The 24,841-nt window shown below is 62.0% G+C and carries 23 protein-coding genes; 11 read left to right on the top strand and 12 right to left on the bottom strand.

Features of this window, described 5'->3' with window-relative positions; translation table 11 throughout:
* Positions 1 to 2: 2 nt before the first annotated feature.
* From mobF to ACZ9AQ_RS13735, 4 genes are all read left to right on the top strand, one after another.
* Positions 3 to 3,005 (top strand): MobF family relaxase, encoded by a 3,003-nt coding sequence (gene mobF / locus ACZ9AQ_RS13750; RefSeq protein ID WP_429203844.1) that lies wholly within the window; start codon positions 3 to 5, stop codon positions 3,003 to 3,005.
* Between the two features lie 90 nt (positions 3,006 to 3,095).
* Positions 3,096 to 3,932 carry a hypothetical protein gene (locus ACZ9AQ_RS13745; protein ID WP_429203842.1) on the top strand — a complete coding sequence of 279 codons (837 nt, stop codon included), beginning with the start codon at positions 3,096 to 3,098 and terminating at the stop codon, positions 3,930 to 3,932.
* Positions 3,933 to 4,064: 132 nt separating this feature from the next.
* Complete coding sequence (locus tag ACZ9AQ_RS13740; protein WP_429203840.1) at positions 4,065 to 5,201, top strand: helix-turn-helix domain-containing protein; 1,137 nt, start codon at positions 4,065 to 4,067, stop codon at positions 5,199 to 5,201.
* Positions 5,191 to 5,799 carry a hypothetical protein gene (locus ACZ9AQ_RS13735; protein WP_429203838.1) on the top strand — a complete coding sequence of 203 codons (609 nt, stop codon included), beginning with the start codon at positions 5,191 to 5,193 and terminating at the stop codon, positions 5,797 to 5,799. Before ACZ9AQ_RS13740 ends, ACZ9AQ_RS13735 begins: the two co-directional genes overlap by 11 nt.
* Positions 5,800 to 5,963: 164 nt before the next feature.
* Here ACZ9AQ_RS13735 and ACZ9AQ_RS13730 read toward each other — a convergent pair whose 3' ends face one another.
* The 4 genes from ACZ9AQ_RS13730 to ACZ9AQ_RS13715 all read right to left on the bottom strand — a co-directional run bounded on the left by ACZ9AQ_RS13730 (position 5,964) and on the right by ACZ9AQ_RS13715 (position 8,544).
* Positions 5,964 to 6,389 carry an HVO_A0114 family putative DNA-binding protein gene (locus ACZ9AQ_RS13730; RefSeq protein WP_429203836.1) on the bottom strand — a complete coding sequence of 142 codons (426 nt, stop codon included), beginning with the start codon at positions 6,387 to 6,389 and terminating at the stop codon, positions 5,964 to 5,966.
* On the bottom strand, positions 6,386 to 6,739 hold the full coding sequence (locus ACZ9AQ_RS13725; protein ID WP_429203834.1) for a toxin-antitoxin system TumE family protein: 354 nt from the start codon (positions 6,737 to 6,739) through the stop codon (positions 6,386 to 6,388). Before ACZ9AQ_RS13725 ends, ACZ9AQ_RS13730 begins: the two co-directional genes overlap by 4 nt.
* A 466-nt stretch (positions 6,740 to 7,205) precedes the next feature.
* Entirely contained in the window at positions 7,206 to 8,171 is a 966-nt protein-coding gene (locus ACZ9AQ_RS13720; RefSeq protein WP_429203832.1) for a hypothetical protein, read from the bottom strand.
* A 73-nt stretch (positions 8,172 to 8,244) separates the two neighbouring features.
* Positions 8,245 to 8,544: a hypothetical protein gene (locus ACZ9AQ_RS13715; RefSeq protein ID WP_429203831.1), complete on the bottom strand. Its 300-nt coding sequence runs from the start codon at positions 8,542 to 8,544 to the stop codon at positions 8,245 to 8,247.
* Positions 8,545 to 8,723: 179 nt separating this feature from the next.
* On the opposite strand from ACZ9AQ_RS13715, the gene ACZ9AQ_RS13710 reads away from it, so the two are divergent.
* On the top strand, positions 8,724 to 9,131 hold the full coding sequence (locus tag ACZ9AQ_RS13710) for a helix-turn-helix domain-containing protein (protein WP_429203830.1): 408 nt from the start codon (positions 8,724 to 8,726) through the stop codon (positions 9,129 to 9,131).
* 154 nt (positions 9,132 to 9,285) lie between these two features.
* On the opposite strand, the gene ACZ9AQ_RS13705 is transcribed toward ACZ9AQ_RS13710, so the two are convergent.
* The 3 genes from ACZ9AQ_RS13705 to ACZ9AQ_RS13695 form a co-directional block, all read right to left on the bottom strand.
* A complete protein-coding gene (locus tag ACZ9AQ_RS13705; RefSeq protein WP_429203829.1) occupies positions 9,286 to 10,191 on the bottom strand; it encodes a helix-turn-helix transcriptional regulator in 906 nt (301 codons plus the stop codon).
* A gap of 226 nt (positions 10,192 to 10,417) precedes the next feature.
* Positions 10,418 to 11,845, bottom strand: a complete 1,428-nt coding sequence (locus tag ACZ9AQ_RS13700; RefSeq protein ID WP_429203828.1) for a hypothetical protein — start codon at positions 11,843 to 11,845, stop codon at positions 10,418 to 10,420.
* 424 nt (positions 11,846 to 12,269) lie between these two features.
* Entirely contained in the window at positions 12,270 to 12,881 is a 612-nt protein-coding gene (locus tag ACZ9AQ_RS13695; protein ID WP_429203827.1) for a hypothetical protein, read from the bottom strand.
* A 140-nt stretch (positions 12,882 to 13,021) separates the two neighbouring features.
* Between ACZ9AQ_RS13695 and ACZ9AQ_RS13690 the strand changes: the two genes are divergently transcribed.
* The gene (locus ACZ9AQ_RS13690) at positions 13,022 to 13,363 is read left to right on the top strand and encodes a hypothetical protein (RefSeq protein WP_429203826.1); all 342 of its coding nucleotides are present in this window, start codon (positions 13,022 to 13,024) and stop codon (positions 13,361 to 13,363) included.
* A gap of 25 nt (positions 13,364 to 13,388) precedes the next feature.
* On the opposite strand, the gene ACZ9AQ_RS13685 is transcribed toward ACZ9AQ_RS13690, so the two are convergent.
* Positions 13,389 to 14,951 carry a tyrosine-type recombinase/integrase gene (locus tag ACZ9AQ_RS13685; RefSeq protein ID WP_429203825.1) on the bottom strand — a complete coding sequence of 521 codons (1,563 nt, stop codon included), beginning with the start codon at positions 14,949 to 14,951 and terminating at the stop codon, positions 13,389 to 13,391.
* A 374-nt stretch (positions 14,952 to 15,325) separates the two neighbouring features.
* Between ACZ9AQ_RS13685 and mutS the strand changes: the two genes are divergently transcribed.
* Both mutS and ACZ9AQ_RS13675 read left to right on the top strand, forming a co-directional pair.
* The gene (gene mutS / locus ACZ9AQ_RS13680; RefSeq protein WP_429203824.1) at positions 15,326 to 17,914 is read left to right on the top strand and encodes a DNA mismatch repair protein MutS; all 2,589 of its coding nucleotides are present in this window, start codon (positions 15,326 to 15,328) and stop codon (positions 17,912 to 17,914) included.
* Positions 17,914 to 18,879, top strand: a complete 966-nt coding sequence (locus ACZ9AQ_RS13675) for a hypothetical protein (protein ID WP_429203823.1) — start codon at positions 17,914 to 17,916, stop codon at positions 18,877 to 18,879. The genes mutS and ACZ9AQ_RS13675 overlap by 1 nt, the downstream gene beginning before the upstream one ends.
* Positions 18,880 to 19,040: 161 nt before the next feature.
* Here ACZ9AQ_RS13675 and ACZ9AQ_RS13670 read toward each other — a convergent pair whose 3' ends face one another.
* Entirely contained in the window at positions 19,041 to 19,574 is a 534-nt protein-coding gene (locus tag ACZ9AQ_RS13670) for an FKBP-type peptidyl-prolyl cis-trans isomerase (RefSeq protein ID WP_429203822.1), read from the bottom strand.
* A gap of 89 nt (positions 19,575 to 19,663) precedes the next feature.
* Between ACZ9AQ_RS13670 and ACZ9AQ_RS13665 the strand changes: the two genes are divergently transcribed.
* From ACZ9AQ_RS13665 to ACZ9AQ_RS13655, 3 genes are all read left to right on the top strand, one after another.
* Positions 19,664 to 20,785 (top strand): JmjC domain-containing protein, encoded by a 1,122-nt coding sequence (locus ACZ9AQ_RS13665; RefSeq protein ID WP_429203821.1) that lies wholly within the window; start codon positions 19,664 to 19,666, stop codon positions 20,783 to 20,785.
* Between the two features lie 14 nt (positions 20,786 to 20,799).
* A complete protein-coding gene (locus ACZ9AQ_RS13660) occupies positions 20,800 to 21,279 on the top strand; it encodes a DUF7931 domain-containing protein (RefSeq protein ID WP_429203820.1) in 480 nt (159 codons plus the stop codon).
* Between the two features lie 290 nt (positions 21,280 to 21,569).
* Positions 21,570 to 21,848: a hypothetical protein gene (locus tag ACZ9AQ_RS13655; protein WP_429203819.1), complete on the top strand. Its 279-nt coding sequence runs from the start codon at positions 21,570 to 21,572 to the stop codon at positions 21,846 to 21,848.
* Between the two features lie 222 nt (positions 21,849 to 22,070).
* Here the strand turns inward: ACZ9AQ_RS13655 and bamC are convergent, their stop codons facing one another.
* Genes bamC through ACZ9AQ_RS13640 form a run of 3 tightly spaced genes read right to left on the bottom strand, consistent with a single transcriptional unit; the run spans position 22,071 to position 24,836 of the window.
* Positions 22,071 to 23,276, bottom strand: a complete 1,206-nt coding sequence (gene bamC / locus ACZ9AQ_RS13650; RefSeq protein ID WP_429203818.1) for an outer membrane protein assembly factor BamC — start codon at positions 23,274 to 23,276, stop codon at positions 22,071 to 22,073.
* A gap of 46 nt (positions 23,277 to 23,322) precedes the next feature.
* Positions 23,323 to 24,201, bottom strand: a complete 879-nt coding sequence (gene dapA, locus ACZ9AQ_RS13645) for a 4-hydroxy-tetrahydrodipicolinate synthase (protein ID WP_429203817.1) — start codon at positions 24,199 to 24,201, stop codon at positions 23,323 to 23,325.
* 53 nt (positions 24,202 to 24,254) lie between these two features.
* The gene (locus ACZ9AQ_RS13640) at positions 24,255 to 24,836 is read right to left on the bottom strand and encodes a class I SAM-dependent methyltransferase (RefSeq protein ID WP_429203816.1); all 582 of its coding nucleotides are present in this window, start codon (positions 24,834 to 24,836) and stop codon (positions 24,255 to 24,257) included.
* Between the last annotated feature and the right edge of the window lie 5 nt (positions 24,837 to 24,841).

Genomic DNA, 24,841 nt, shown 5'->3' with positions numbered 1-24,841 from the left:
CCATGCTGTCGATCACGAAGATTAACTCCGCCTCCAATCAAGCCAAGCGCGGCGACGCTGGCGGATATCTGCATTACCTGGGCGGGCCATCGACGTCCACGAAACAACGCGGCGACTTCGACGACTATGCCCGCGGCGACGCCAAGCAAGCTGGCCCCCAGCCCACTTGGGCCTGCTCCGGCGCTTCGCTGCTGGGCCTTTCCGGCGCCGCCCTGCCCGAGCAAGTGGAGCGTCTTGCCCAAGGATTTCATCCCCTCACTGGCGAAGCGCTGGTCAAGGGAGCGGGAGCCGATCATGTGATGGGATTGGATATGACGTTTTCCGCGCCGAAAGACGTCTCGGCCGTCTTCGCCGGCGCCGACTCCGCCACCCGCGACGCCGTCGCGGACGCGGTCATGCAAGCCGCCAAGACCGCCTTGTCCCACGTCGAGACGCAATGCGTCACCCGCCATGGGCGCGCCGGCGCCGAGAAGCGTTTCGCCAAGGCCACCGTGGCCGCTTGCTATCCGCACTTTGCCAGCCGCGCGGGTGAACCGCAGCTCCATGTCCACGGGTTTCTCTTCAACCTGGGCAAACGTGAAGGCCAAGATGAATGGAGCGCGTTGGAGCAGCGGGCCCAGTTCGAGCGCAAGATGAGCGTCGGCATTCTGTTCCGGACGGAGCTTGCCAGCCGCATGAAATCGCTGGGCTTTGAGGTCGAGGCTGAGGGCAAATACTTCACCTTGCGCGGCATCGATCAAGCGCAGCGCGACGCGCTGTCGTCGCGCTCAAAGCAAATCGCCGAATATGTCCGCGAGGGCGGCATGCTGGGCGTCGACGGCGCCGCCGCGCGAGAAGTCGCCGCCCTCAACACCCGCCGAGCGAAAGCGGAGCCGCCCCTGCCGGAACTTCTGGCCAGCTTCTCCGAACAGGCGGCCGCCATCGGGCTGACGCCGCAAAGCGTCGCGGCGATGAGAATGCCGCTGCCCTCGCCTGGCCTTGGCTCCGACTTGCCCAGCCTTGCCAGCGGTTCGTCTGGGTCGTCGCGCGACGCTTATCCAGCCAGTGCAACCGAGGGCCAAAGTAAGGCGCAAAGCGACGCGCGAGAGCCCTTCCAAATCGACCACCGTGACTTGATGGACCGCCTCATGGAGTCGCAGTCGTGCGCGACCTCGTCGGACGCGCTGGCCCTCATCTGCGAGATGGCCATGGGCCACTGGGACGCGGCGCAATGCGTCGCTGAACTGGACAACTTCTTGGCTTCGCCCCTCGTGGTTCAGCTGGGGCGCACCGAGCAGCTCGCGGAGGTCTTCACCTCCACCGCCACCCTCGCCGCGGAGACCGAGTGCTCGGAGGCCGTCGAGCGATGGGCCGGAGACGCTGCGCACCGTTTGAGCCGCGCCGCAATCGATCTCGAATTCGACCGGCTCGAAGCGGAGATATCCGCCAAGATCGGCGCTCCGGCTTCGCTTGTCCAGCAGCGCGCCGCGGCGCTGCATGTGGCTTGCGAGACGGGCCGTCACGCCTTCGTCGAGGGCTGGGCCGGCACGGGCAAGACGACCATGCTCAAAGCCCTTGGCGACTCGTATAAAACCTCCGGCTTCGACGTCCTGGGATGCTGCCAGTCCGCGGCCGCCAGCCAGAACCTCGCGCGCGAGACCGGCATCCGCTCGCGCACCATCGCAAGCCTCCTGCACGCCGTGAACCAAGGCAAAGCGAAGCTGAGCGACAAGACGATCATGGTGCTCGACGAGGCCGGAATGGTCGGCTCGAAGGATTTCTATCTGCTGCAGCGGGCCGTGCTCAATGCCGGCGGCAAACTGGTCGCCGTCGGCGACGCCAAACAGCTCCAACCGATCGCCGCCGGCGGCATCTTTCGAGCGCTGTGCGAGCGCCACGGCAAGATCGAGATATCGAACATCCAACGCCAGCGCACCGACTTTGCGCCCCTGCTCGATTGGCTGCGCTTGCGCGGAGATCTGACCAAGCGAGCCGCCGCCGCGCTGCGGACCTTGCCCGAGGATGCCAAGCTTGGAGCCTTGGAGTCGCTTTGCTCCATCCTGCCCAAGCTGGCCAGGGCGTTTGCCAGGTGGCGCGAGCGCTACGACCACCGTTGGCTGCGCGACGTGGTGCGCGCGTTCGCCACTGGCGAGGCCAAAGACGCGCTGTCGGCGCTCGACGAGCGTGGCCGCTTGAAGCTGATATCCGGCCACTGGGCCACGGTCGACGCGCTGATATCCGACTGGGCTGCCGACAAGGCGGCGCTGCCGTCGAAAACCATGATCGCCGGCACGCGCGCGGAGGTCCGCGAGCTCAACGCGATGGCCCGCGCGCTGCTAATATCCGCCGGCCACGTCCGCGACGGCGTGGGCTTGGATATCGAGATCATGCACCGCGACGAGACGCGAGAGTTCAAGCGCTTCGCGCCGGGCGACCGCGTGGTGTTCACCAAGAACGACAAGAATCTGGGCGTGGCCAACGGTGTCGCCGGCACGATCCTGGCGATCGAACAAGCCGCATACACCCCACTGCTGCGCGTCCAGCTCGACGACGCCAACGAGCGCGGCGAAACCATCGCCATGGTCCCGCCCTCGTTTGGCCGATTCGACCACGGATACTGCTTGACCAACCACAAGAGCCAGGGCCGCACGTTCGATGCCGCATATGTCCTCGTCAACCCGTCGATGGCCGACCGCGAGTGGACCTATGTCGCCGCCAGCCGATCGCGATTTTCGACGACGCTCTACGTCAACCGCGGCGCGCTCGCTCCGATCGACATCGACTCCCATCAGACGCCGGCGCCAGCCCCCGGCGTGGGGGATCGCTCTGCCTTGCTTGAAAAGCTCGCTTTTGGCATGTCCAAGAGCCGCGGCAAGGGGACCGCATTGGATTGGGCCGCGCAAGCCGAAAACAGCGCGTCTTCGCGCATTCCAGCGGCCAATGTCACGCCCCACGCTGCCGCGCGCTTTTTGGCAGCGCTTTCAGCCAGTGCTGCACGCGATCACGAGGCGGAGCCTGAGCGGTAAGCAATCTTGACCCTGGTTTTGGCTCGCGATGTGTTCGAGATCAGAAACGTCGAAGCCCAACTCGCCTTTTGAAGTGTTTAAGGACATGTCATGAAACAGAAACGAAGCAATCCGAGTGTGGCGCCTGTCCCGTCAACGCGCGCGGCAGCCATGGCCCCTTATGCGCCCGCGGTCGATTCCGCCTCGTGGCTGGCGGACATCGAAGCAGCGTGGGCGCGCGAGGCTGTGACGTTGCGCCTGACGGTCGAACGCAAGCGGAAGCTGCGCGCCTTGTTCGACCACGGCGAAGAAAATCTGTCGCCGACCGGGGCTTTGGATCTAGCGATTGAGCGGGCCATCGTCGCCAGCATTCTCGAGCCAGACGACGAGACCAGATGTTCGCCGGAGCGCGACGTGCCGCCCCTGGTCGACGAACTCCGGAACGCGACCCAAGTTTTCGCCAGCGCTTCGGAAGACTGGGCCAGCATCCGGGCGCAGCTCGCGGGCGTAGCCGCCGACTGCGCGGAGCTTCGGTCGGCCATCTCTTCGGCTGCCATGTTGCGCGACGGCGTCCCGGCCATTGAGCTGGACGCTCCGATGCCCCTAAAATCTTGGCTCGATCGCCAAGCTGAGCCATGGCGCGCATGGGTGCTCGCCAAAGCCAGGTGGATCGCCAAAAGGTCGGCTGGCTTGGCCTCAAAGGCCGCCATGTGGGAATTTGAGATTCAACGGGTGGACGACTCCGGCGGCTCGAAGCAGCCTCAGCCCTCGCCCACCACGGTTTACGTCGGGCCGGCTCCAAACCATGCGCCAATTTCGCAAATCGAAATGGGCGAAGTTCTCATTCTCGTTTGCAGCCGATCTCGCGAGGGCTGGGCCATTTCGGCGCGAGCAATCCATGACGGCGCGAAGGTGGGCGAGGTTCTTGCGACGTTCACACTGGAATAACGATCGAGAATTTTATGTCGCGCGGCTGCGCGATATCCGCGCGAAGAATGCGGCATGTCCCGTTCTAAAAAAGAGACATCAGTTTCAACTCAAAATTGACCATTGACACTTTAATATCTAAAATTGCTCGGTATGAGCCTGAATCTCGCAATCTTAGGTAGCAAGGTCGCCGCATATCGCCAGCAGCTCAGCGATACCGTCGACGAAGTCGCCATCGCTACGGGAGTCGCTGGCGAGCGGATCGCGGCCATCGAGGCGGGCAAGTGCGAGCCTACCGGCGATGAGATTCTCATCCTGAGCGACTACTTTCGGTGCGACTACAAAGTCTTTCTCTCCAACGACGCAGCAGCGGGTTCTCCGCCGGCGCAAGCTCTGTATCGCGCCAAGAATGAGGACTTCAACAAAGACGATCGCCGCGCTATCTGCGACTTTCTCTACTTGTGCGAAACTGAGCATGAGTTGGCCAATGAGCTTGGTAGGCTCCCCAAGCCATTCGAGCTCCCCCCTGCCACCCACGTCAAACGCTCCGCCGCCGAAGGCGTCGCCGCCGTGCGCGCCCACCTTGGCCACCGGGGACAAGAGCTCCCTTATGACGTGTTTGGCGACTGCCGGCGACTCGGCATTCATGTTTTCCGTAGGCGCCTAGGCGACTCCAACATTTCTGGCCTGTTCATTGTCCATCCGGTGGCTGGAAAGTGCGTGTTGGTGAACTCCAGCGAGGACATGTATCGTCAACGATTTAGCGCGGCTCACGAGTTAGCCCATGCGCTGTTCGACGCCGGCACTGTCGCGCGCGTCTCCTTGCGCTCGGAAGGATCTAATCCACTGGAGCGGCATGCAAACGCCTTCGCTTCCGAATACCTCATGCCTACTCATCTTCTTCGACAGCTTCCCAAATTGTCCGCATTGAGCGATGACGAGATCAAGCGGTGGGCCAACCATTTCAAGGTAAGCTGCGACGCGCTCGGTGTGGCGGCGCAAAGAGCCCGAATCGTGGACAACCAGCAGAGCCGTCGCATTCGCGACCTTCGGGTCGCGGCGGCCGACAAAGTCGATCCTGAGATCCCAGCGTCATTGAGCGAAACGCAGCGTCGGCAAAAGTCCACGCTGCTTGACTTGGGGCTATCGGATCACTATGTCGCGCTGTGCTTCGACGCCCATCGGAATGGATTGATCAGCGCGGGACGGTTGGCCGAGGCCCTGCTCCTCAGCCATGGCGAGCTTCAAGAAGTCGCGGCGCTTTATGGAAGATCGTTGAATGGCCATTGATCCATCCAATTTTCACCGCGTGAACGTCGCCGACACGTGCGCGGTTTGGAACATCCTGTCATCGGAAACTTTGCACTTGGCCGCCAAGAAAGCTGGCTGCTCTTTTTGCGTCACCGGCGTCGTGCAGTATGAGCTTTTGGTCAAACCTCGGTCTCAGCGCAAAGCTTGCGACGTTGAGCTGCGCGCTCGTCTCGAACGAGAGCAGGCGGCGGGAGGATTCCCTAGCCACGCTTGCACACTTGATGACCTTCGCATGGTGAGCGCGTTGGAAGAGCGCAAAAAGCTTGGCAAGGGGGAGCTATCCTCGATCGCGCTGGCCATGAGGCTCTATCAGGCTGTTATCACCGATGACCGTAAAGCAGCCAAACTGTCCCGAGAAGCGGGCCACAATCTTACCCAAACCACGCCCCATCTGCTCTCCTGGTTGGAATTCAATGACGCGCTGTCCGAGGCGGACAAGCAATCAGTCATGCAGCAGCATGCCGAATTGAACGGCACATTGGTCAGGCCGTTCCACGACGCGCTGGATATGGCGCGCCAGTGCAAAGCAAACGCGGGAAGCGCGGCTGCGCCGCCGAAGGCGACTACTCCAGCCTAATAGGCTGGGCACCGCGCCCGCGCCGCACAGCAAACAGGCACGCCAACTCTACGGAGTTCCAATGTCGAATAAGTCGGTCTTTGATTCTGATCAAAGAAGCAAACGCAAACGTAGTGGGCGACGACATTGGTCTGTGCAAGCCGCTCCCTTGAAAGGGCTAAGTTTTAGCCAATCAAACTAGCGTTGATTGATATCGCCTCGGCAACTGGGATCACGATTTTCTTTCGTCCATGCCCAGCGTTGCTCACTTCCTCAACTTTGACCAAACCCAGCTTTTTCAATCGCCCAATATCTTTGGACACGGCGCTATGCTCTCGACTGACGGCATTGGCCAGTTCCGAGATTGAGTGCGTCTTCTTGAACGCCAAGCGCAAGAGCTCAAAACGCTTTGGCGTCAATTCAGAAATGAAAGTCGCGAATTCCACGCTATTGAAAGTGACGGCATAGGGCAAGCTGGGCGCGCTGGCGTCCAGCGCCTTCGCCACCTCTATCCCTTTCCGTGTCAGGTCTTGGAGTTCGGGATCATTTAAAAAGTCATCTCGCGTAATTTTCTCGCTTGAAAAGTCATCTCGCGTAGTTTTCTCGCTCATGGTAATTTTCCTCCATTCACATGCCGCATGGCGACGTTCATCCATTCTTCCTGAAATTTCTTGTAGAGTTCTTCATAGCTCGTGAACTCCTCAGGAGTGATCGTGCCGAAATAGTGTTTATGCGAGTGACCGTGGCTGTTGTCATACCCCAAGACCCTTCCATTGTCGCCAGCGTGAATGACGGGGTTGATGTATGCCAGCGCGTAGTGGACAACTTCTCTCGACGGCAATTTTCTGACAACCAATTCTTTGAGGACCCCTCCGCCCAACTTGCCTTTGATTTGAACGTCATCAGGCGCATAGCGCTCTAACTTGGACACCGACAGTGACTTTTTCCCCTTTCCAGCCATGATCCCTCACTTCCTACCTGTTGTCAACCTGTGCTTCCCGATCGCCAGATGAAGGGCGAGGCGGCTGATCTTCCTTGGCAAGCACAACATGCGTTCAAGCCCTGATATCTCAAGGCACTACGATGACTAAAAACGTTATCAATCATACACCTTGACATCATGGTTAACCAGCGCGAGTCCAATCGCGCACCGCGCCCGCACCGCGGAAAGGTGCGTCAGGTGTATATCAAAAAAACGTATGAACAACCGCTAGCCATCGCGTCGCCCCGCGTCGCAGGCATGCCGACTACACGGCCCTGAGGCTCTGTGGGCTGCGTTGCAGCGCTTCGCCGATGGCCCGGGCTTGCCTCCCCACCTTTCGGCCGCGGATCAAACGGCAGATGCCCATGCAAGACGCCACGCCCGATCCAAGCCGCTGCCTCGACCGTGACCCGCTAGCGACGGAGCGCCACCGGCCGCTTCGCCCCTAAACGCCAGCTCTCGCCTTCTCGTCGAGCAAAAATTTGTCGACGGAGACGGTCTCGGCTTTGGCGAGCAAGCTGGATTTGAAAACGGCTTCAAGCGCAGCGATCTTCGGCGTTGCCGAGCTCTCCCATTGCGCCAGCAACTTGGCAGAGACATCCTTGGGAAGGGGGCCAAGCTCCACCGAGATATTGCGCGCGCCAGGCGTTCGCTCAACGCGACCGTGATAGCGCAGAGAGCCATCGCCCCATCTCAACACGTAGTCTTGCGCGACCCTCCACTCGGTCGAGCGATGGTCGATGACGACGCGCATTTCGCCGGTTGCGTATTCGATCGAATGCCCCGGCTGGGGCACTGGCATGGAAATGGATTCTCCGCTGTAGGTCCTGCCGTAGACGTTGACCAGCGTGCCGCGATGTTCTGTTTTCACGACTTTGCTGAACGCCACGGAACATTCCAGCAAGGGGCGGATCAGAGTCACTGGCCCCTCGTTGAAGCTCGAGGAGGCGTCGGACCAGTGCGCGCGTCTGGCGCGAACCCGCAATTCGCCAGCGGTCAAATCCACCGCGATCTCCAAACCATCCGCCGTGAACGTCCAGTCCGCCATGCGGCCGCTTGTGTCGCGCAGCACCGACTCTCCCTTGCTAAACCCCATGTCGCGACGGCCCCGACTCCATCCGTCTGCGGCTGCGACTGCGATCAGCGGTCCCCAGGCTGCGAGAAGATAAGCCATCCCCCCCGCTGGGGGATAGCGTCCAAGCAGATAAAAGGACCCGAGGAATCCCCAGAAAAAGCATAGGAGCTTCAAGCTCCCCAGCGGAAATAAAATTGGACCGAATCCCACCGCGGCGATAAAGACCACTCTCGACACCAGGACGTTTCCAAACAGGCCCAAAAAGACCTCGCCGACGGCGCTCAACGACACCGCCGTGATCAGGCATCCCCAGACAACTCGAAGCAACAAAGCCATATGCTCTTCTCCATGTGGCCGTCGACCGGCGTAGACTGATGTCATGTCTTGGCCGATCGACGGTCGGTCCTGTTCAGTTGGCGACTGACCAGCCGGCGTCGGTTTTCACGAAGCGAGCATTCGCCACGGCGCCTTGGGCAGTCGAGACGTCGCAATCGAAGCCTCCACGCTCGGCTTTCTCGCAACCGACGAGCTTGACCTTGGCGATCGTCTCTTTGTAATCCGGCGCGACCATCCTGACGCCACTGGCTTCGGCTTGTTTGATCATCGCGTCGCGCACATCCGACTCGCTCGGTCCGCCACTGCAGGCCGCCAAAGCGATCGCGGTTGCGGCGATAAAAGCTGCGCGAACGCAGACCATGGATGCATCCATTTCTTCTCCTTAGTTGTGTGGTTTGGATATCTGACGCGCCCGCCTTTGGGACGCTCCGCTCGCAGACGCGCGAATCGGTGAAGTGAAAACGAATATTAAACTAATTTGGTTGACAGTCAACTTTTAAAGTCCTTCAAAGCGCAGCGTCGACACTCGACCATTGAAGTCGAGGAGGCTTCATGCAACATTCAATTCACACCCAGCCCAGCGACGCCCCGTCCAGCAACGTCCTGGGCATTCGCAAAACGATCGGCTTGGCCATTTCCAACGCTCGACAAAACGCCGGACTTACCCAAGAAGATGTCGCCGAACGCTTGGGCATCGGCCCCGAGGCGGTGTCGCGCTTGGAGCGTGGCATCGGCTCGATCACCGCAGAGCGCTTAGTCGTCCTCGCGGACATGTTCGGTTGCCGCTCCGACCAACTCCTTCTCGGATCAAGCTCCCGCCAAGATGATCAGGCCGCCGCCATCGCTCAGCTTCTTGATGGCTTGGCGCCGGCAGACCGCGCGTTCGCGCTCGAAAACGTCGAGCGCCTGACGGAGTTCTTGCGCTCGAAGCCTTCGGGATCAAAAGGCCGCCGCCCGTAAGTGCGCGCGCGCCCGCCCATCTCGACGCATGATCGAGACGTTATCGAAAGTTGACGGAAAAGAATTGAATTGGCGCGACAGATCTTCAAAAGATCGCGCTTCAATGCGCTGTGGCGTTTGGCGACCGCGCCGCCGCGATCCAGGCTAGAACGCGCTAGATCTCTCTTTCAGCATGCAGAGATTCTTGCGGCCTCCGGTATGGCAATCGGGACGGGGAGACGCTGAGCTTTTCGTCATGGCGCGCGATGGCGATGAGCATCGACGGCGTCATGCCACACGCGGTTCGAAACGATCGGCTCATGTGCGCCAAGTCCGAGAAGCCGCAGTCGAGCGCGATCGCGGTCGCGCTATCGCCCGAGAACAGGCCCGCGGTGGCCCGCAGCATGCGGTCGGCTTGCCGAAGCGACTGCGCGGTGAGGCCGACTTCTTTCAGGCGCCGCTCCATCGTGCGCTTTTGGCATCCGAGTTTGCGAGGGAGATCCGCCACGGGAGCGAGCCAGTCGTCTTCGATGGCGCGCGAGACGTCGGCCGCCACGCCATGGCCGCGGCCAAGGAACTCCGCCAAGCGCGACAGCGACGTCGGGCGATACATCCGCTGCCCCTCGCTTTGCACATGCTCGAGAACCGAGCCCATGACGCTGAGGGTTGCCGTCCTGCAGGGCTGGGGGTCGTCGCTGTCGGCTACCATCGCGCGGCTCGCCGCCAAGCTGCCCACGCCCCGAAGGGAGGGATTGGCTAGCGTGACGCTGGTGCGCACGCCCAGGTTGGCGGCGGCGTTGTAGGCGTTATAAGCCATCAATGCGCTGGCGGGATGACGCAGCCCGGAGATGAACGAAATCGCTGGGTTGACGTCGGTTTCCAGAAAGTCGTCGACCAGCCGCGCGACGCCCTCTTCTCCAATGCCTTCGCGAGCCCGCTGCCGGCCGGCCGCGTGATAGCGGGAATAGGCTAGGTGGCCGTGGATGGCATGGTGAACGGCGACTGCGAAGCGGCGGTCCTCGGTCCAACCGCGCCTCGCTTCCAGGGCATGGACGACAGTGTGATACGCGAACGGCTCCATGCGAACTTTCTGCCCAACCGGGCGGGCGCTCCGCGAAAACGGCGGCGCAGATCACAAAAAAAGCGCCGCGACATATTCGCGGCGCCCACCTTTGCTGATATCCAAAACTGCGGATCGGCCGTCGCGATTCGTCTCGCGTCTGGCGCGCGCAATCTTCGCACATGTCGACATTGATCGCTTGAATCTGCGCGACAACGCACGCTATATGCTTCCAAGTGCAATGTCTTTATTTGGTTTGGCCTGTCGGGACGAGCACTGCGTTGACCGACACCGGGGCAATCAACGTTTGGGCTGCCTCCGGCGCTGTCGCTTTGGGCTCAGGCGCCGCGGCGATCTCGGCGACAACCTCGTTGGCCCTGACCTCCTGAGCCTGTTTCGTTTCAAGGTTCTTGGTGAGCTCTTCGAGGTTTTTCGCAGGCTTGTTGCCGCGCGCAGCGCTGGCGGACGCATTGGCTGAAAGTTGCTCAACCAAAGCGGGAGTCAAAGCTTGCGTAGTGGGCCGAGCGAAAAAATCTTTGAGCTCGGGCGTGTTAGCGACCCTCGCCGCCTCGACCGCAGGCAGCGCCTTTTGCGCGCTCACCACGCTTTGGACGACGGCCTTGGCCGCTGCTTCTTTTTGCGCGGCGATTTCCTGTTGCTCTCGATCCGCTGTGCGCTGGGCAGCCAGCTTGTCCGCTTTGTAACGGTCGCCAAAATTTCGGAGGATCGCAATGTCTTGAAGCATCTCCTTCCGTCGCGGCTCGTCCTTAACTGAAAAATCTTCAAACAGCTTTTTCGAGTTCGGCGAAATCATTGATTCGATGAACGTGGAATCCCCAAGTTGGACGATTTTCCCCAGATATAGCTGATAGAGCTCGTCGTCATTTAGGCGCTGCGCCTTTTCGCCGTAGATATCCACCGACAGCTTCGATGCCAGCACGTCCGCTTGAGCCTTTGCGATCTCCCCAGCGAGCGTCGTGTCCGCGGGCTGATATTTGACCGCAGCCAAGCTCGTTTTCAACAGATTCTTGACTGCATGAGGCGAACAATCGCGATGGTAGGCGAGCAGCTGTCCTTTGGCATCGTCATAGTTTGTAGTCCTTGGAATGTAGCTCCTGATGGTAGCGGCGGTAATCTTGCGCCCCTCGTTGAGCTTTGCTTCGATGTCGGATATTGTGCCGAGGATCACCTCGTTTTTGAAGGAATCGATGGAGGCATTGCCAGCCGCAATCGCCAATGAACCCCGCGCGAGCGAACTTGGGTTGGCCCCATTGATTCCAGAAATCCCCAAGATCAAGTTGCCGACAATGTTGAGCACATCCTTGGCGAAGCCGGCGTCGCGGTCAGCCCTACCCAGCGTGTCCAACCAATGCTCGCAAGCCAAGTTTGACAGAATGATGCCGGAGCGGAGGTAATCGGCAATGTCTGCTGGCCTACCTTGTCCTTCAGCAGCTCTATCAAACTTATTGAACCGCTCGATGGCTTCATCGATTTTGTGAATCGGCTGGTCGGGCTGATATGAGCGTCTCCAGAAGCCATCCGAACCATGTGCGGGCGAGACGGCGCAAGCTACAAACGCGACAGCTGCCCCAACGAATTTCAATCTCAGGCGCATTTTTTCCCCTCGTTTTGATTTGGCTTGGCCGCTGCTGGTGATCGCATGAGCAACATGCACGCAGCCCCGCTCCGCGTTGCGCGGATACGAATCATCTTACAAGGAGAAATTTGCTCTTGAGTTTGTTATCTTTTAAATATTTTACGCGTGTTGTATATATGTAACCATATGTTACCAAAAGCCGTAAGATCGCGTATTGATCTAGATCAGGGTATCAACGCGTTTGGGAGCGCCGACTACAAGATCCGATTGCCCAAACAGCACCGGGCGTCCAAGGGTATGCTTCCTAGCCTTGGCCAAATTTGCCACCGTTACTGGTCTGCGCAGTCACTGGCACGTATGGATGATTTTGATCCCCCTCTCAGCATCCGCACGGCGGTGAGAATAGCGTCGCTTGAATCCAATGGCGCTTGGACTTCCATCTCTCTGGCAACTGGGAGATGCTCCAATGGCCCGTCTCTGAACTGTGGACTGCCAGCCCTTATCAGGCTGTTTGTGGCGCCACGTTAGGCGCGCCGACAGCTGAGGCAATTTCGCTCGCATCGAAGCCGGCCGCGATTTTGTTGAGCTCTTGCTGCAAGATGTTAATGAGGCCGCCGCCGAACGCGCGATGCTCCGCGATGTTGCCCCACGCCCGGCCCGCCGCGTCAGCGGGGCGCATCCACTCGATGTTGAACACGCCAAGACGTTCGATGACCGTCGAGACCGAGGCGGCCTCCACCATTCCGACGACTTGGCCATGCGCGTCGACCCAAAAGGCCTCGGGCTGCCCCAAGTCGCCCAGTGTCGTGAATAGCTGCCCCTTGCGGACCGCGGCTTCAACGGTCGAGCTAATCTTGTTCGCCCGCTGCCACGCCAAAAGGTCGGCCTTCTCGTAGAGGCATTTCTGATTCGCTCCTCGCGAACCTTTGACGCCAGCCTGGATGTAAGTCGGACCAGTTCCGGTGGTTCGCATGGCTTCAAGAGCGCTCACTGAGCTGCGCAGAAACACCGCCGCTTCACTCGTGGTCAACGCCACTGCGTCGGGCAGCGCATGTAGGCGGGCCAAGACGTCAAGCTGCGCCAGTGGTTCATTTGGATCGATCAGTTTTGGCATGTCGAGATAGGAGGACGAATTATTTCAACTCTAGCATGGCGTGTCGTCGACCCTGAATGCCTTATCGTTCCGGCACGCCCGCATTGCACGCAGGCTTCATCATATATACTGTATATTTATACAGTATCAGTCCGACAATCATGTCCATCAAAATGCTCAAGCTGCGGGCGCGCGGTGTTGAGGTGCCCAAGCGTTCGCTGCACGACCGATTCAACATCGCGCGCGCCGGATCTCTCGAAGTTCTCGACACGACGAGTCAAGGCCTGCATCGCATGGCGAAGGTCGCCAGATTCACCTACCGTGATTTCAACCGCGCAGGGGATGAGCTCTACGATCCACACCTGCTCTGGTGGAACGGCGGACGCTTCGTCCTTAGCGGCTTTGAGCGGATCAAAAACGAGAGCCTTGAAGTCGTGGACTTCGCGCAATCTTGGCTTTGCTTCCACGACACCGAGCCTCCCACGGTGCCGGAAGGCCGCTGATGGCTCACTGATCAAGTGTCACGGGTCACACAACGTGTCCCAAGTCGCTTTCCTCGGCGATGGGACTCGTTTTACGAGGCCGGCCAGAACGCGCTTTCGCGGCTCGACTTACGTGAGGCTCCGGCGCTGCGAGCATCGGCCAGTCTACCGGTTTGAGCGCGTTGTAGACGTTTGGCGCCTTCGCCAAAATCTCCTGCTCAATGCGCGTCATCCACTCCCTCAACATTGCCCATTCAGCGCGGGTGTAGGTGTCCGTAACGCTGGCGTCGCTGTGATTGAAGAACCGCTTTCGCACGCCTTCGGGCACGTCTAGCGTTGTCATCATCGCGCCGAAAGAGCGGCGCAAATCGTGCCGGGTCAGCTTCTCGATTCCGGCCTCATCGCGCAGCGCGTCTAGCAGTGTGGTCGCGTCTGAATAGTGCCCGCTCTTGGACTGTTTGCTGCGCGCAGGGAAGACGAAGCCGCGCGACTTGGCGTCAAAGCCGCGACGCGCGCTTTCCTCCGCCGCTGACGCCTGGCGGCGGCGCAGCAGCTCAGTCGCCATTGGCCCCAACGGCAAGCGATGATTGCGGCCGTTCTTCGTGCGAGCGAAGAAGACATGCGCGCCATAGTCGTCGCCGCCGTCCAAAACCACATGGCTGGCCACGCGGCGCTCGTCGCGCGAGAGCAGCTCGCCCCACCGGCATGGCGCATGCTCAGATTTGCGACATCCCCACAGCAACATCAGCATCAGATAATGCACGCCGGTCTCGTTATCATTCACAGCACGCTTCGCCCACGCGACTTCAAGAAACTGTCCAATGGTTTTGGAGGGCGTCAACGGATTGCGCTTGCCCTTTTCCTCGCGGTCGCGCTCGACTTGCTCGCGCGAGCGGAACATCTTGTTGAGCGTCAGGACCATGAACGGATTGGCGCGCAGCAGCGGCTCTCGGCCAGCAGAAGCGGCATCCAGCTCTTCCATGCCCATGGACCAGCGCACTGCCGCCATCCCCCATCGGAATGCTTGCTCGTTGGCGGTGGGGTGGGCCGACTTGCTCTGCTCAAAACGCTGCTGGATCTCTTCGGGCGTTAGGTCCTTGATGCGCTTGGCCATCCACTTCCAGCTGTCGAATTTGCGAGCGGCGCGGTCGGCGACGCGCAGCGTCTCCTTGGTCGCTGGCCTCTGCGTTCGAGTAGCGAGGTGATGCCGGTATTTTTCAAAGGCCTCGCCAAGTGTCAGCTCCGCCGCGGAGCGCTTGCGCGCGGTCTCGTTCGGATTGGCCCTGGTCTCGACGATTTCCAGAGCCATTTTGGCAGCCTTGGCGCGTGCATTCGACAGCGCGCTTTTGGTGTCGGCCAAGAAATCAGCGACGTTGCCGACGGTCGGCATGAAGGACTTGCCGTGAACTTTGCGGCGGATGACGAACGTCTTCTTCTTCGCGACGCGCACGCCAAATCCTGGCGGCGCCTCCTGGCTCGCGTCGTAGATGATGTAGTCTTTGCCGGAAGGGTTTGGCCCGAACACCAAGTCCCCTTTCGCGTCGACGCCCACTGGCTTGGAGTCCAGTCTCAGCCGCTTGATGAGGGCCATCGTCAATTCCGTTTTCATCCCGTTCCTCGAAGAAAGCAGTCGCCCGGCAACGGGGACTGAGCAAAAAGATTCACGTATAATTCTGTCCTCGTTCTCGCTGGCCGCCAAGGGGACCGTGAAACTGGAAATTTCCCCTATTATTTCAGAGACTTACGAAAAGATATGGCCAGCGGGGGACTGAGTTTTATTATATCCAAATTGAACTGACTTTAGTTCCCTTTCCGCACCCTTCAAATGCGGGGAACAACAGGGCAAACAAGGGCAAATTGGGGCAAACTAAGGAATCGAATTTTGCGCAAGTCGTTGAAATATATGAGCATTAGCTACAACAGGAACTGGCAACGATGAGCGCAGTTTTGAAAAGTCAGCTAACGCCCATGATGCAGCAGTACATGAGCATCAAGGCCGACTACCCCACCATGCTGGTGTTCTACCGCATGGGCGACTTCTACGAGCTGTTCTTCGAAGACGCCGAAAAAGCCTCGCGCGTGCTCGGCATCACCCTCACCGCGCGCGGCAGGTCGGGCGACCAGCCGATCAAGATGGCCGGTGTGCCCTTCCACTCGCTGGACGGCTACCTGGCCAAGCTGGTCAAGCTGGGCGAATCCTGCGCCATCTGCGAGCAGATCGGCGACCCGGCCCTGTCGAAAGGCCCGGTCGAGCGCAAGGTGGTGCGCGTGGTCACGCCCGGCACCCTCACCGATTCCGACCTGCTGCCCGAAAAGGCCGAACGTCCGCTGCTGGCGCTGTGCCTCATCAGTCAACGCAAGACCGTCACCGCGGGTCTCGCCTGGCTGTCGCTCGCCAGCGGCAATCTGCGCCTGATGGAATTCTCGGGCGATGCGCGCGCCGTCGAACAGCGCCTGACGCACGAACTCGAACGCATCGCGCCGGCCGAGATCCTGCGCGCCGATTGCGCCGACATGTTCGAAAGCGACAGCACCAATGTTCACACCCAGCGCGTCCCCGAATGGCATTTCGACGTGCTCAAGGGCCACGGCGCCCTGCTCGAGCAACTGGGCGTGGCCACCCTCACCGGCTTCGGCGCCGACGGCCTGGGCGCCGCGTTCGGCGCCGCCGGCGCGCTGCTGCGCTATGCGCGGTCGACGCAAGGCCGCGGTCTGCAGCACGTGCGCGGCCTGGCCTGCGAACTTGAAAACGAATACATCGGCCTGGACGCCGCCACCCGCCGCAACCTGGAACTCACCGAGACCATCCGCGGCCAGGAGTCGCCCACCCTGTTCTCGCTGCTGGACGGCTGCCGCACCGCGATGGGCTCGCGCCTGCTGCGCCACTGGCTGCACCATGCGCGCCGCGACCAGTCGGTCGCGCGCAGCCGCCACCAGTCGATCGCCGCGCTGATCCAGGCCGAGGCCAATGATGCGCTGTCGTCGACCCTGGCCCAGGTACCGGACATCGAGCGCATCACCACGCGCGTGGCGCTGCTCACCGCGCGGCCGCGCGACCTGGCGGCCCTGCGGGATGGCTTGACCGCGTTACCTGTGGTGCGCGAGCAGGTGGCGCGCTGCTTCATTCCGGGCGACACGTCCCTGCTGCGCGAGATCCACGACGACCTGGCCACGCCCGGCGCGTGCGTGGACCTGCTCACGCGCGCCGTGATGGAAGAACCGGCGGCGATGGTGCGCGACGGCGGCGTGTTCGCGCGCGGCTTCGACGCCGAGCTGGACGAACTGCGCGCGCTGTCCGAGAATGCCGGCCAGTTCCTGGTCGACCTCGAAACGCGCGAGCGCGCCCGCACCGGCATCGCCAACCTGCGGGTCGAATACAACAAGGTGCACGGTTTCTACATCGAAGTCACCAACGGCCAGACCGACAAGGTGCCGGACGACTACCGCCGCCGCCAGACCCTCAAGAACTGCGAGCGCTACATCACGCCCGAGCTGAAGGCCTTCGAAGACAAGGCCCTGTCGGCGCAAGACCGCGCGCTGGCGCGCGAAAAAATCCTGTACGACCAGCTGCTTGCCGACCTGGCGCCGCACATCGGCGTGCTGCAGACCATCGCGCGCGCGCTGGCGCAGGTCGACGTGCTGGTGGCCCTGTCCAGCCACGCGCTGCGCCACAACTGGTGCGCGCCGGTCCTGAGCGACGCGCCATGCCTCACCATCGTCGAAGGCCGCCATCCGGTGGTGGAAAACCAGATCGAGCGCTTCATCGCCAACGACTGCAAGCTGTCCAACGACAGGCGCCTGCTGCTCATCACCGGCCCCAACATGGGCGGTAAGTCGACCTTCATGCGCCAGGTGGCCCTGATCACCCTGCTGGCCTACGTCGGCAGCTACGTGCCCGCCGCCAGCGCCACGATCGGTCCGATCGACCGCATCTTCACCCGCATCGGCGCCAGCGACGACCTGGCCAACGGCCGTTCGACCTTCATGGTCGAGATGACCGAATCGGCCGCGATCCTGAACGGCGCCACCGAGCACTCGCTGGTGCTGATGGACGAAGTCGGCCGCGGCACCTCGACTTTCGATGGCCTGGCGCTGGCCTGGGCGATCGCGCGCCACCTGATCGACGCCAGCCGCAGCTTCACGCTGTTCGCCACCCACTACTTCGAGCTGACCCAGCTGCCCGACTCCCATCCGAGCGCGGCCAACGTGCACCTGTCGGCGGTCGAGCACAAGGACAGCATCGTGTTCCTGCACGCGGTGCAGGACGGCCCCGCCTCGCAGAGCTACGGCCTGCAGGTGGCGCAGCTGGCGGGCGTGCCGCAGCAGGTGATCAAGGCCGCGCGCAAGCACCTGGCGCGCCTCGAAGCGCAGGCGCTGGATGCAACGCCGCAGCTCGACCTGTTCGCGGCGCCGGTCGCCGAGGAAGAGATCGGCGAGGCGCCGGCGCAGACGCCGGCCACGGCGCCGCGCGACGACGGCCTGCGCGACGCGCTCGATGCGATCGACCCGGATGCCTTGAGCCCGCGCGAAGCGCTCGAACGTCTCTACGAGCTCAAACGCCTCGCCGCCTGATGCAAGCACGGCGCCGATCATTCCTGCTGGCCGCGCTGCTGTCCTTCACGGCGCTCGCCGGCGCGATGGACAAGGCGGACAAGGCGGACGAGGGCGCGCACCGGTTCGCGGTGATCGGCAATGGCGCAGGCGGCAAAGGCGACGCGGACGGCGAGGCGCGCCTGAAGCGGGCGCTGGCCGATTCGTCCGAAAAATCATTGGCCTTCGTCGTCATCAATGGCATCAAGGGCGAGAAGGAAAGCTGCGGCGACCGGCTATACCAGGAGCGGCGCGACATCATCGAGCGCGCCCGGCGGCCGACCATCGTGTCGCTGGCCGGCAGCGACTGGACGGCCTGCCGCAACTCGGCCAGCCGCACCAATGCGATCGAGCGCCTCAACCGGCTGCGCGAGCTGTTCCACGGCGAGCCCGAGTCGCTGGGCCGCGAGAAAATCCACCTGACCCAGCTGTCGGCCAGCCCGCGTTTTCGCAGCTATGCCGAGAATGCGCACTGGATGGTCGGCAAGGTACTGTACGCCACCATCAATCTCCCGGCCGGCAACAACCACTACCTGCCGGCGGCCGGCCGCAACAGCGAGTACGAAGACCGGTCGGTCGCCAACCGCTTCTGGCTGAACCGCCTGTTCGCGATCGCGCGCAGCGACAAGGCCGAGGCGCTGGTGCTGTTTTCGGAGGGCGCGGTGCGGCCGTTTTACCTGGACCAGCCGGCGGGGCTGCGCGGCCTGCTGCGGCGCGATCCGGTGGAGAAGGACGGCTTCGAGGCGGTACGGCGCCAAATCCAGGCGCGCGCGGTCAAGTTCGACGGCAAGGTGCTGCTGGTCGACAGCGGCAAGCCGCATGGGAAGAAGCCCGAGATCGAATGGCAGGGCAACCTGGGCCAGCTGTCGGTGGGATCGACGTCGGTCGAGGTGAATGTGAAACCCGGAAAAGAAGCGGCGTTCGCGGTCGAAGACGCGAAGCAGTGATGTTTCGTAGGTGGGTATGCGCAGGAGCTTAGGTTCCCGCCTGGGCGGGAACGACGTGGCAGTGTTGCGTGGAAATCGTGCACTCCCATTTGCCAGCAGCCGAAAGACCGTCATTCCCGCGAAGGCGGGAATCCAAGTCCCTCAGTACACCACCAAAGCAATTACTGCAGCGGCTGGCTACGGAAGTGGTCGCCCTGTTCGCTCTCGTCCATCTCATGATGATGGCCGCCCGCGCCATGCACGTGGCCGTGCTGGATTTCCTCGGCGGTGGCCGCGCGCACGTCGATCACCGACAGCTCGAAGCGCAGCGCCATGCCGGCCAACGGGTGGTTGCCGTCCAGGACCACCTTGTCGTCGGCGATCTCGGTCACGGTGAAGATCACCGGCTCGTCGTCGCCGCCCTCGGCCATGCCTTCGAACTGCATCCCGACTTCGATCGGCTCAGGCAGGCGCGCGCGCTCTTCGACCTTGACCAGCTCTGGCTCGTAGTCGCCAAACGCGTCGTCCGGTTCCACCTGAATCGTCGACGCATAGCCGACTTCCTTGCCGTCGAGCTCTTCTTCGATTTTCGGCAGGGTATTTTCGTAGCCGCCGTGCAGGTACACCATCGGCTGCGCGCCTTCTTCGATCAGGTTGTTCTGGGCATCCGACAGCTTGTAGTTAACCGTCACGACCGTGTCTTTGGCAATCTTCATCGCATATCCTTTCTTTGTAAGCCTTGGATTATACCCCGATGGGTCCAGCGACCGGGTTCCCTACGCTGCCCGGCTGGTTATAATGACGCATGAAAAAATTACCGCTTCTCGGGAATATCACCCCCGCCGAGTTTCTACGCGATTATTGGCACAAGAAACCGCTCCTGATCCGTGGCGCGATCCCCGGCCTCAAACCCCTGCTCACATTCGAAAAACTGGCCGAGATGGCGCGCCAGAATCACGTCGAATCGCGCCTCGTCACCCAGAAAGGCGGCAACTGGGACATGCAGCACGGCCCCCTGACCGAGCTCCCTTCGCGCACCGAACCGAACTGGACGATGCTGGTCCAGGGCGTCAATCTCTATGACGAGCGCGCCGACGAGCTGCTGCGTCAGTTCCGCTTCGTGCCCGATGCCCGCCTGGACGACCTGATGATCAGCTTCGCCACCGATGGCGCCGGCGTCGGTCCCCACTACGATTCCTATGACGTGTTCCTGCTGCAGGCCCACGGCAAGCGCCGCTGGAAAATCGGTGCGCAGCAAGACCTGACCCTGGTCGAAGGCTTGCCGCTCAAGATCCTGGCCAATTTCAAGCCCGAGGAAGAATTCGTGCTCGAGCCGGGCGATATGCTGTACCTGCCGCCGCATTATGCCCACGACGGCATTGCCGAAGGCGAATGCATGACGTATTCGATCGGTTTCCGCTCCCCTTCGTTCCAGGAATTGGGCGAAGCCTTCCTGCAATTCATGGCCGATTCCATCGATTTGCCGGGCCGCTATAGTGATCCAGAATTAAAGCCGGCCAAGAACCCGGCCGAGATTCCGCGCGATATGCTGGACACCGTCACCGAAGAATTGAACAAGGTGCGCTGGGACGAGGAAGACGTGACCGTCTTCCTGGGCGAACACATGTCCGAACCCAAGCACAATGTGTTCTTCAGCGGTCCTGCGAAACCGCTGACCGTGGGGCGCTTCATGGAAACCGCCGCCAAGCGCGGCATCAAGCTGTCCAGCAAGACCCTGATGCTGTACCGCGGCAAGCACGTCTTCATCAACGGCGAGTCGTTCGCCGTGGGGCGCGCCGACAAGGCGGTGCTGGACGTGCTGGCCAACGAGCGCCGCATCGCTGGCGCAGTGCTGGCCAAGGCCACCGACGACGTGCTCGAAGCCCTGTACACCTGGTACCAGGACGGCTGGGTCGAGCTGGGCTGAGGAACGCCCGGCCGATGAACGCACCACGCACGATTGTCTTCGACACCCGCCGCGACTGCGAGGCGCAGTTTCACGCCTGCGTCGGGGCGGCCCGGGCGACCCTGGCGGTGTTCGATCCGGATGCGGCGGTCTTAACACTTGGCAGCACCACGACCGATGCCGCGCTGCGGGCCTTTCTGGCCCGCGGCGGCCGGTTGCGCCTGGCGCTGCACGATCCCTCTCACATCGAGCGCCACGATCCACGCTTCGTGCGTCTGCTGCGCGACTACGGTCACCAGTGCGAGTGCCGGCAAACGCCGCCGGGCCTGCGCCAGCTCACCGATTCCTTCTGCATCGGCGACGACCGGCACATCGTGCGCCGCTTTCATAGCGACCACATGCGTGGTGAAGCGTCCTTCGATGATCCTGGCGCCTGTGAACTGTCGCAGCACCGCTTCGAAGCGATTTGGCAAGAGTCACATCTCATATTGCAAATGTCCAGAATCGGCTTGTGAACAGGGCTAGCCGTCGGCTGGAGACGTCAAATCGTTACAAATGGTGATGATTGGCAGCCGCGTTGCATCTTGTAACAATATGAAGCTTATTCATCCGCAAATTTCTTTCACTACGGCATGTGTTCGCTATTGCGAAACAGTAAAATTGTCTATAATATCAATCAGGAAGGTTCCGTTGCGTCTATGGCGTTAACGCTATTTGTGAAGGCACGAGAATTCCGCCGAGCAATAATTACCGGTAATTATTAATCGCAACAAGTGTTCGTCTCTGTACATTCTAAGGAAAAATCATGAAAAAAACCCTGCTGATCGCCTCCCTGTTCGCTGTGACCCTGGCTGCTTGCGCTAAGAAAGAAGAAGCTCCAGTCGCACCAGCTGCTACCGAAACCCCAGCTGCTGTTGCACCAGTTGACGCAACCGCAACCCCAGCTGCTGACGCAACCGCACCAGCTGCTGCTGACGCTGCCGCTGCTGACGCTGCTGCCGCTGCCAACACCGCAACCGACGCTGCTGCTGCTGCTCAGACCTCGGCTGACCAGGCTGCTGACGCTGCTGCTACCACCAAGTAATTCGTTACTTCGGTAATAAGAACCGGCCTGCGGGCCGGTTTTTTTACGTCTGTCGTTTGATAGTGCGCGCCGAACGCCTGCCCATACTCTACCGTCAGCACAAAAAAGTCGTCCCCGCGCAGGCGGGGACCCAAGTGCTGCATGCGGTATCGAACCGCATGAAAACCTGGATCCCCTCCTGCGCGGGGACGACGTGTTTGAAGCCGGTGACCGGCGTCAGGATTACTTCAACTCGGTATGCAGCAGGTTCAGGATCCTGACCGCGGTCGGGGAGGCATCCGCCTGGCCCTCGTTGTTCTGCACCGTGACCTTGCTGACGTTGGCGCCCTGCTCGGTCTGGACCAGCACGCGGTAGCGCTGGGCTTCCTTGAGCTCGTCTTCCGACTTGCCGCCCCACGAGAACAGACGCTTGAAGAAGCCGTCCCTCTGCTCGGCCGCATCCGGATCGACGTAGCGGACGAAGTAGACGCCCTGCACGCGGTCGCGGTCTTCGACGGTGAAGCCGACGCGGTCCAGCGCCAGCCCGACGCGGCGCCAGGCGCGGTCGAAGCCTTCGTCGACCTCGACCGTGTTGCCCACCAGCCTGGCGTGCTGCGGCGCCACCGGCGCGTTGACGACCGCCGCTTCGGCCGTCGCCACTTCCTTGGTGCCGGTCAGCATCGCGACCATGCGGCCCAGGAATTGCGATTCCAGGCCGGGATCATTGGGGCGCGAGGTCCAGGTGGTGGTTTCGTTCTGCGGGCCGGTCAGGACTTCCTCGGCGCCGCGGTGGCTGACCCAGATCTCGGTCGAGCCGTCCGGCAAGCGCTCGAGGCGGGTGCGGAACTTGTCGCGCTCGCCGGTCGAGTAGGCGCGGTCGAACACGCGGCCGATGGCGTTGCGCACGAAGTCTTGCGGGATCTTCGAACGGTTCTCGACCCAGGCGGTTTCCATGGTGCCGGTGGTGGTCGACTCGGTCTCGATGGCGAAGCCCTGCTCTTCCCAGAACTGGCGCAGCTGCGGCCACAGTTGTTCCGGGGTCTGCCTGACCACCAGCCAGCGCTGGTCGCCGTTGCGCTGCACGCTGACGGCGTCGGTCGAGATCGGGCCGATCTGCTGGTTGGTCGCCATGGCGCCGGGGACGAAGCCGCCGCCGGCACCGGCGGACGCGGCCGCCGCCTGGCCGGACGCGGTGGCGACACCACGGCCGTCGGGGATGGCGTAGCGGTTATCGCGCTGCAGCTTGGTCAGATCGGGCGGCACGTCCAGCGGCGCGGCCTTCTTGGCGCCCTTGTAATCGACCTTGTCGCCCTCGAAGATGGTGGTGCAGGCCGCCAGGCTGAAAGCGAGCGCGGTGAGCGTCAGCACGCGCGCGGCGGCAGGAGCGGACACCAGGGGCGAGAAATTGGAACGCGCGGAGTTGAATCCCGAGTACTTGCTTTTAGTCATGTCGTTCGATATCAGGTCAGGAACCCGAACCCTTGCGGGTCCGGGATTAGGAATGAACGCCGGCTTCCACCAGGGCGGCGCGCACGATCTCGTGGTACTGGGCAGACAATGGCGCGAGCGGCAGACGCAGGCCGGCCGGCATCTTGCCCATCTCCGCCAGCGCCCACTTCACCGGCACCGGGTTCGGTTCGACGAACAGCTTGGCGTGCAGGCCGAGCACGCGGTTGTTGATCTCGACCGCACGGGCGACGTCGCCGGCCATCGCGGCCACGCACAGTTCGTGCATCGCGCGCGGGGCGACGTTGGCCGTCACCGAGATATTGCCGGCGCCGCCGCAGAACATCAGGGTCATCGCGCTCGGATCGTCGCCCGAATAGACGGCGAACGATTTGTCGACCATCTTGAGCAGCTCGATGCCGCGGCCGATATTGCCGGTGGCGTCCTTGATGCCGACGATATTGTCGATCGGCGCCAGGCGCGCGACGGTCTCGTTGGCCATGTCGGCCACGGTACGGCCCGGCACGTTGTACAGGATGATCGGCAGGTCCACGCTCTCCGCGATGGCGCGGAAGTGGCGGTACATGCCCTCTTGCGTCGGACGGTTGTAATAAGGCACGACCTGCAGCGAGGCGTCGGCGCCGCATTCCTTTGCGTGGCGGGTCAGCGCGATCGCTTCCGCGGTCGAGTTGCCGCCGGTACCGGCGATGACCGGGATGCGGCCGGCGACGTGATCGACGGCCAGCTTGACGAGCTCGCAATGCTCGTCGGGCGACACGGTCGCGGATTCGCCCGTCGTGCCCACGATGACGATCGCGTCCGTGCCTTCCGCGACGTGCCAGTCGATCAGCTTGCGCAACGAATCGCGGTCAAGACTGCCGTCTTCGAACATCGGGGTGACGAGTGCTACGATACTGCCCTTAATCATAATCTTGGCCGTGCCATTCAATAAAAAATCTGATTGTAGCGGATAGCCCGCCGCTATGGTTCATTCCTGACCACAATATGGTCGAGCCGGGCCTCGGTTTTGGCAAATGCCGGACCGGCCGCGCACAGGCGCTGCACCTGGGCCGGATGCGGCCGTTCCACATGGCCGTCCTCGTAGGCCAGCACCTGCAATCCGCCGTCTCGCGCCAGTCCCAGCAGCTCGCCGGGCGCCAGCAGGAAGGCGGGATTCGATGGCTTGCCGTAGACTTGGTTTCCTTGTGCAAAGGTTTCGTAGATCAGGATACCATCCGGGCGCAGGCTGGCCGCCAGCGCGGCGAACAACGGCCGGTGCAGGTAATTGGTGACCACGATCGCCGAGAAACGTCCGGCCTCGAACGGCCAGGGCGAACCCTCGGCCTCGAGGTCATAGTCCATCGTCGTGACGTTGGGGCCGGCGCTGGCGGCCAGCGCCTCGGGCTTGCGGTCCAGCGCCAGCACCTGCAGGCCGCGCGCCGCCAGCAGGCGCGTGTGGCGGCCATTGCCGCAAGCCAGGTCGAGCGTTTCGCCGGGCGGCGCCAGGCAAGCGAAGCGTTCGACCCACGGCGACGGCGGCAGTGCAGCTGGCAAATGCGGCATGTTCA

Source organism: Massilia sp. UYP34 (genome assembly GCF_056279385.1).
Note: the sequence above shows the minus strand (reverse complement) of the source record. Positions and strands in the feature narration are given on the sequence as shown.

What these genes read in the sequence shown, in the direction of transcription:
- ACZ9AQ_RS13660 (WP_429203820.1), top strand. Translation starts at nt 20,800, where the DNA reads ATGAACGCACCACGCACGATTGTCTTCGACACCCGCCGCGACTGCGAG.
- ACZ9AQ_RS13670 (WP_429203822.1), bottom strand. Translation starts at nt 19,574, where the DNA reads ATGAAGATTGCCAAAGACACGGTCGTGACGGTTAACTACAAGCTGTCG.
- ACZ9AQ_RS13665 (WP_429203821.1), top strand. Translation starts at nt 19,664, where the DNA reads ATGAAAAAATTACCGCTTCTCGGGAATATCACCCCCGCCGAGTTTCTA.
- ACZ9AQ_RS13715 (WP_429203831.1), bottom strand. Translation starts at nt 8,544, where the DNA reads ATGGATGCATCCATGGTCTGCGTTCGCGCAGCTTTTATCGCCGCAACC.
- bamC (WP_429203818.1), bottom strand. Translation starts at nt 23,276, where the DNA reads ATGACTAAAAGCAAGTACTCGGGATTCAACTCCGCGCGTTCCAATTTC.
- ACZ9AQ_RS13655 (WP_429203819.1), top strand. Translation starts at nt 21,570, where the DNA reads ATGAAAAAAACCCTGCTGATCGCCTCCCTGTTCGCTGTGACCCTGGCT.
- ACZ9AQ_RS13745 (WP_429203842.1), top strand. Translation starts at nt 3,096, where the DNA reads ATGAAACAGAAACGAAGCAATCCGAGTGTGGCGCCTGTCCCGTCAACG.
- ACZ9AQ_RS13690 (WP_429203826.1), top strand. Translation starts at nt 13,022, where the DNA reads ATGTCCATCAAAATGCTCAAGCTGCGGGCGCGCGGTGTTGAGGTGCCC.
- ACZ9AQ_RS13740 (WP_429203840.1), top strand. Translation starts at nt 4,065, where the DNA reads ATGAGCCTGAATCTCGCAATCTTAGGTAGCAAGGTCGCCGCATATCGC.
- dapA (WP_429203817.1), bottom strand. Translation starts at nt 24,201, where the DNA reads ATGATTAAGGGCAGTATCGTAGCACTCGTCACCCCGATGTTCGAAGAC.
- mobF (WP_429203844.1), top strand. Translation starts at nt 3, where the DNA reads ATGCTGTCGATCACGAAGATTAACTCCGCCTCCAATCAAGCCAAGCGC.
- ACZ9AQ_RS13725 (WP_429203834.1), bottom strand. Translation starts at nt 6,739, where the DNA reads ATGGCTGGAAAGGGGAAAAAGTCACTGTCGGTGTCCAAGTTAGAGCGC.
- ACZ9AQ_RS13695 (WP_429203827.1), bottom strand. Translation starts at nt 12,881, where the DNA reads ATGCCAAAACTGATCGATCCAAATGAACCACTGGCGCAGCTTGACGTC.
- ACZ9AQ_RS13720 (WP_429203832.1), bottom strand. Translation starts at nt 8,171, where the DNA reads ATGGCTTTGTTGCTTCGAGTTGTCTGGGGATGCCTGATCACGGCGGTG.
- ACZ9AQ_RS13640 (WP_429203816.1), bottom strand. Translation starts at nt 24,836, where the DNA reads ATGCCGCATTTGCCAGCTGCACTGCCGCCGTCGCCGTGGGTCGAACGC.
- ACZ9AQ_RS13675 (WP_429203823.1), top strand. Translation starts at nt 17,914, where the DNA reads ATGCAAGCACGGCGCCGATCATTCCTGCTGGCCGCGCTGCTGTCCTTC.
- ACZ9AQ_RS13705 (WP_429203829.1), bottom strand. Translation starts at nt 10,191, where the DNA reads ATGGAGCCGTTCGCGTATCACACTGTCGTCCATGCCCTGGAAGCGAGG.
- ACZ9AQ_RS13685 (WP_429203825.1), bottom strand. Translation starts at nt 14,951, where the DNA reads ATGAAAACGGAATTGACGATGGCCCTCATCAAGCGGCTGAGACTGGAC.
- ACZ9AQ_RS13710 (WP_429203830.1), top strand. Translation starts at nt 8,724, where the DNA reads ATGCAACATTCAATTCACACCCAGCCCAGCGACGCCCCGTCCAGCAAC.
- mutS (WP_429203824.1), top strand. Translation starts at nt 15,326, where the DNA reads ATGAGCATCAAGGCCGACTACCCCACCATGCTGGTGTTCTACCGCATG.
- ACZ9AQ_RS13730 (WP_429203836.1), bottom strand. Translation starts at nt 6,389, where the DNA reads ATGAGCGAGAAAACTACGCGAGATGACTTTTCAAGCGAGAAAATTACG.
- ACZ9AQ_RS13735 (WP_429203838.1), top strand. Translation starts at nt 5,191, where the DNA reads ATGGCCATTGATCCATCCAATTTTCACCGCGTGAACGTCGCCGACACG.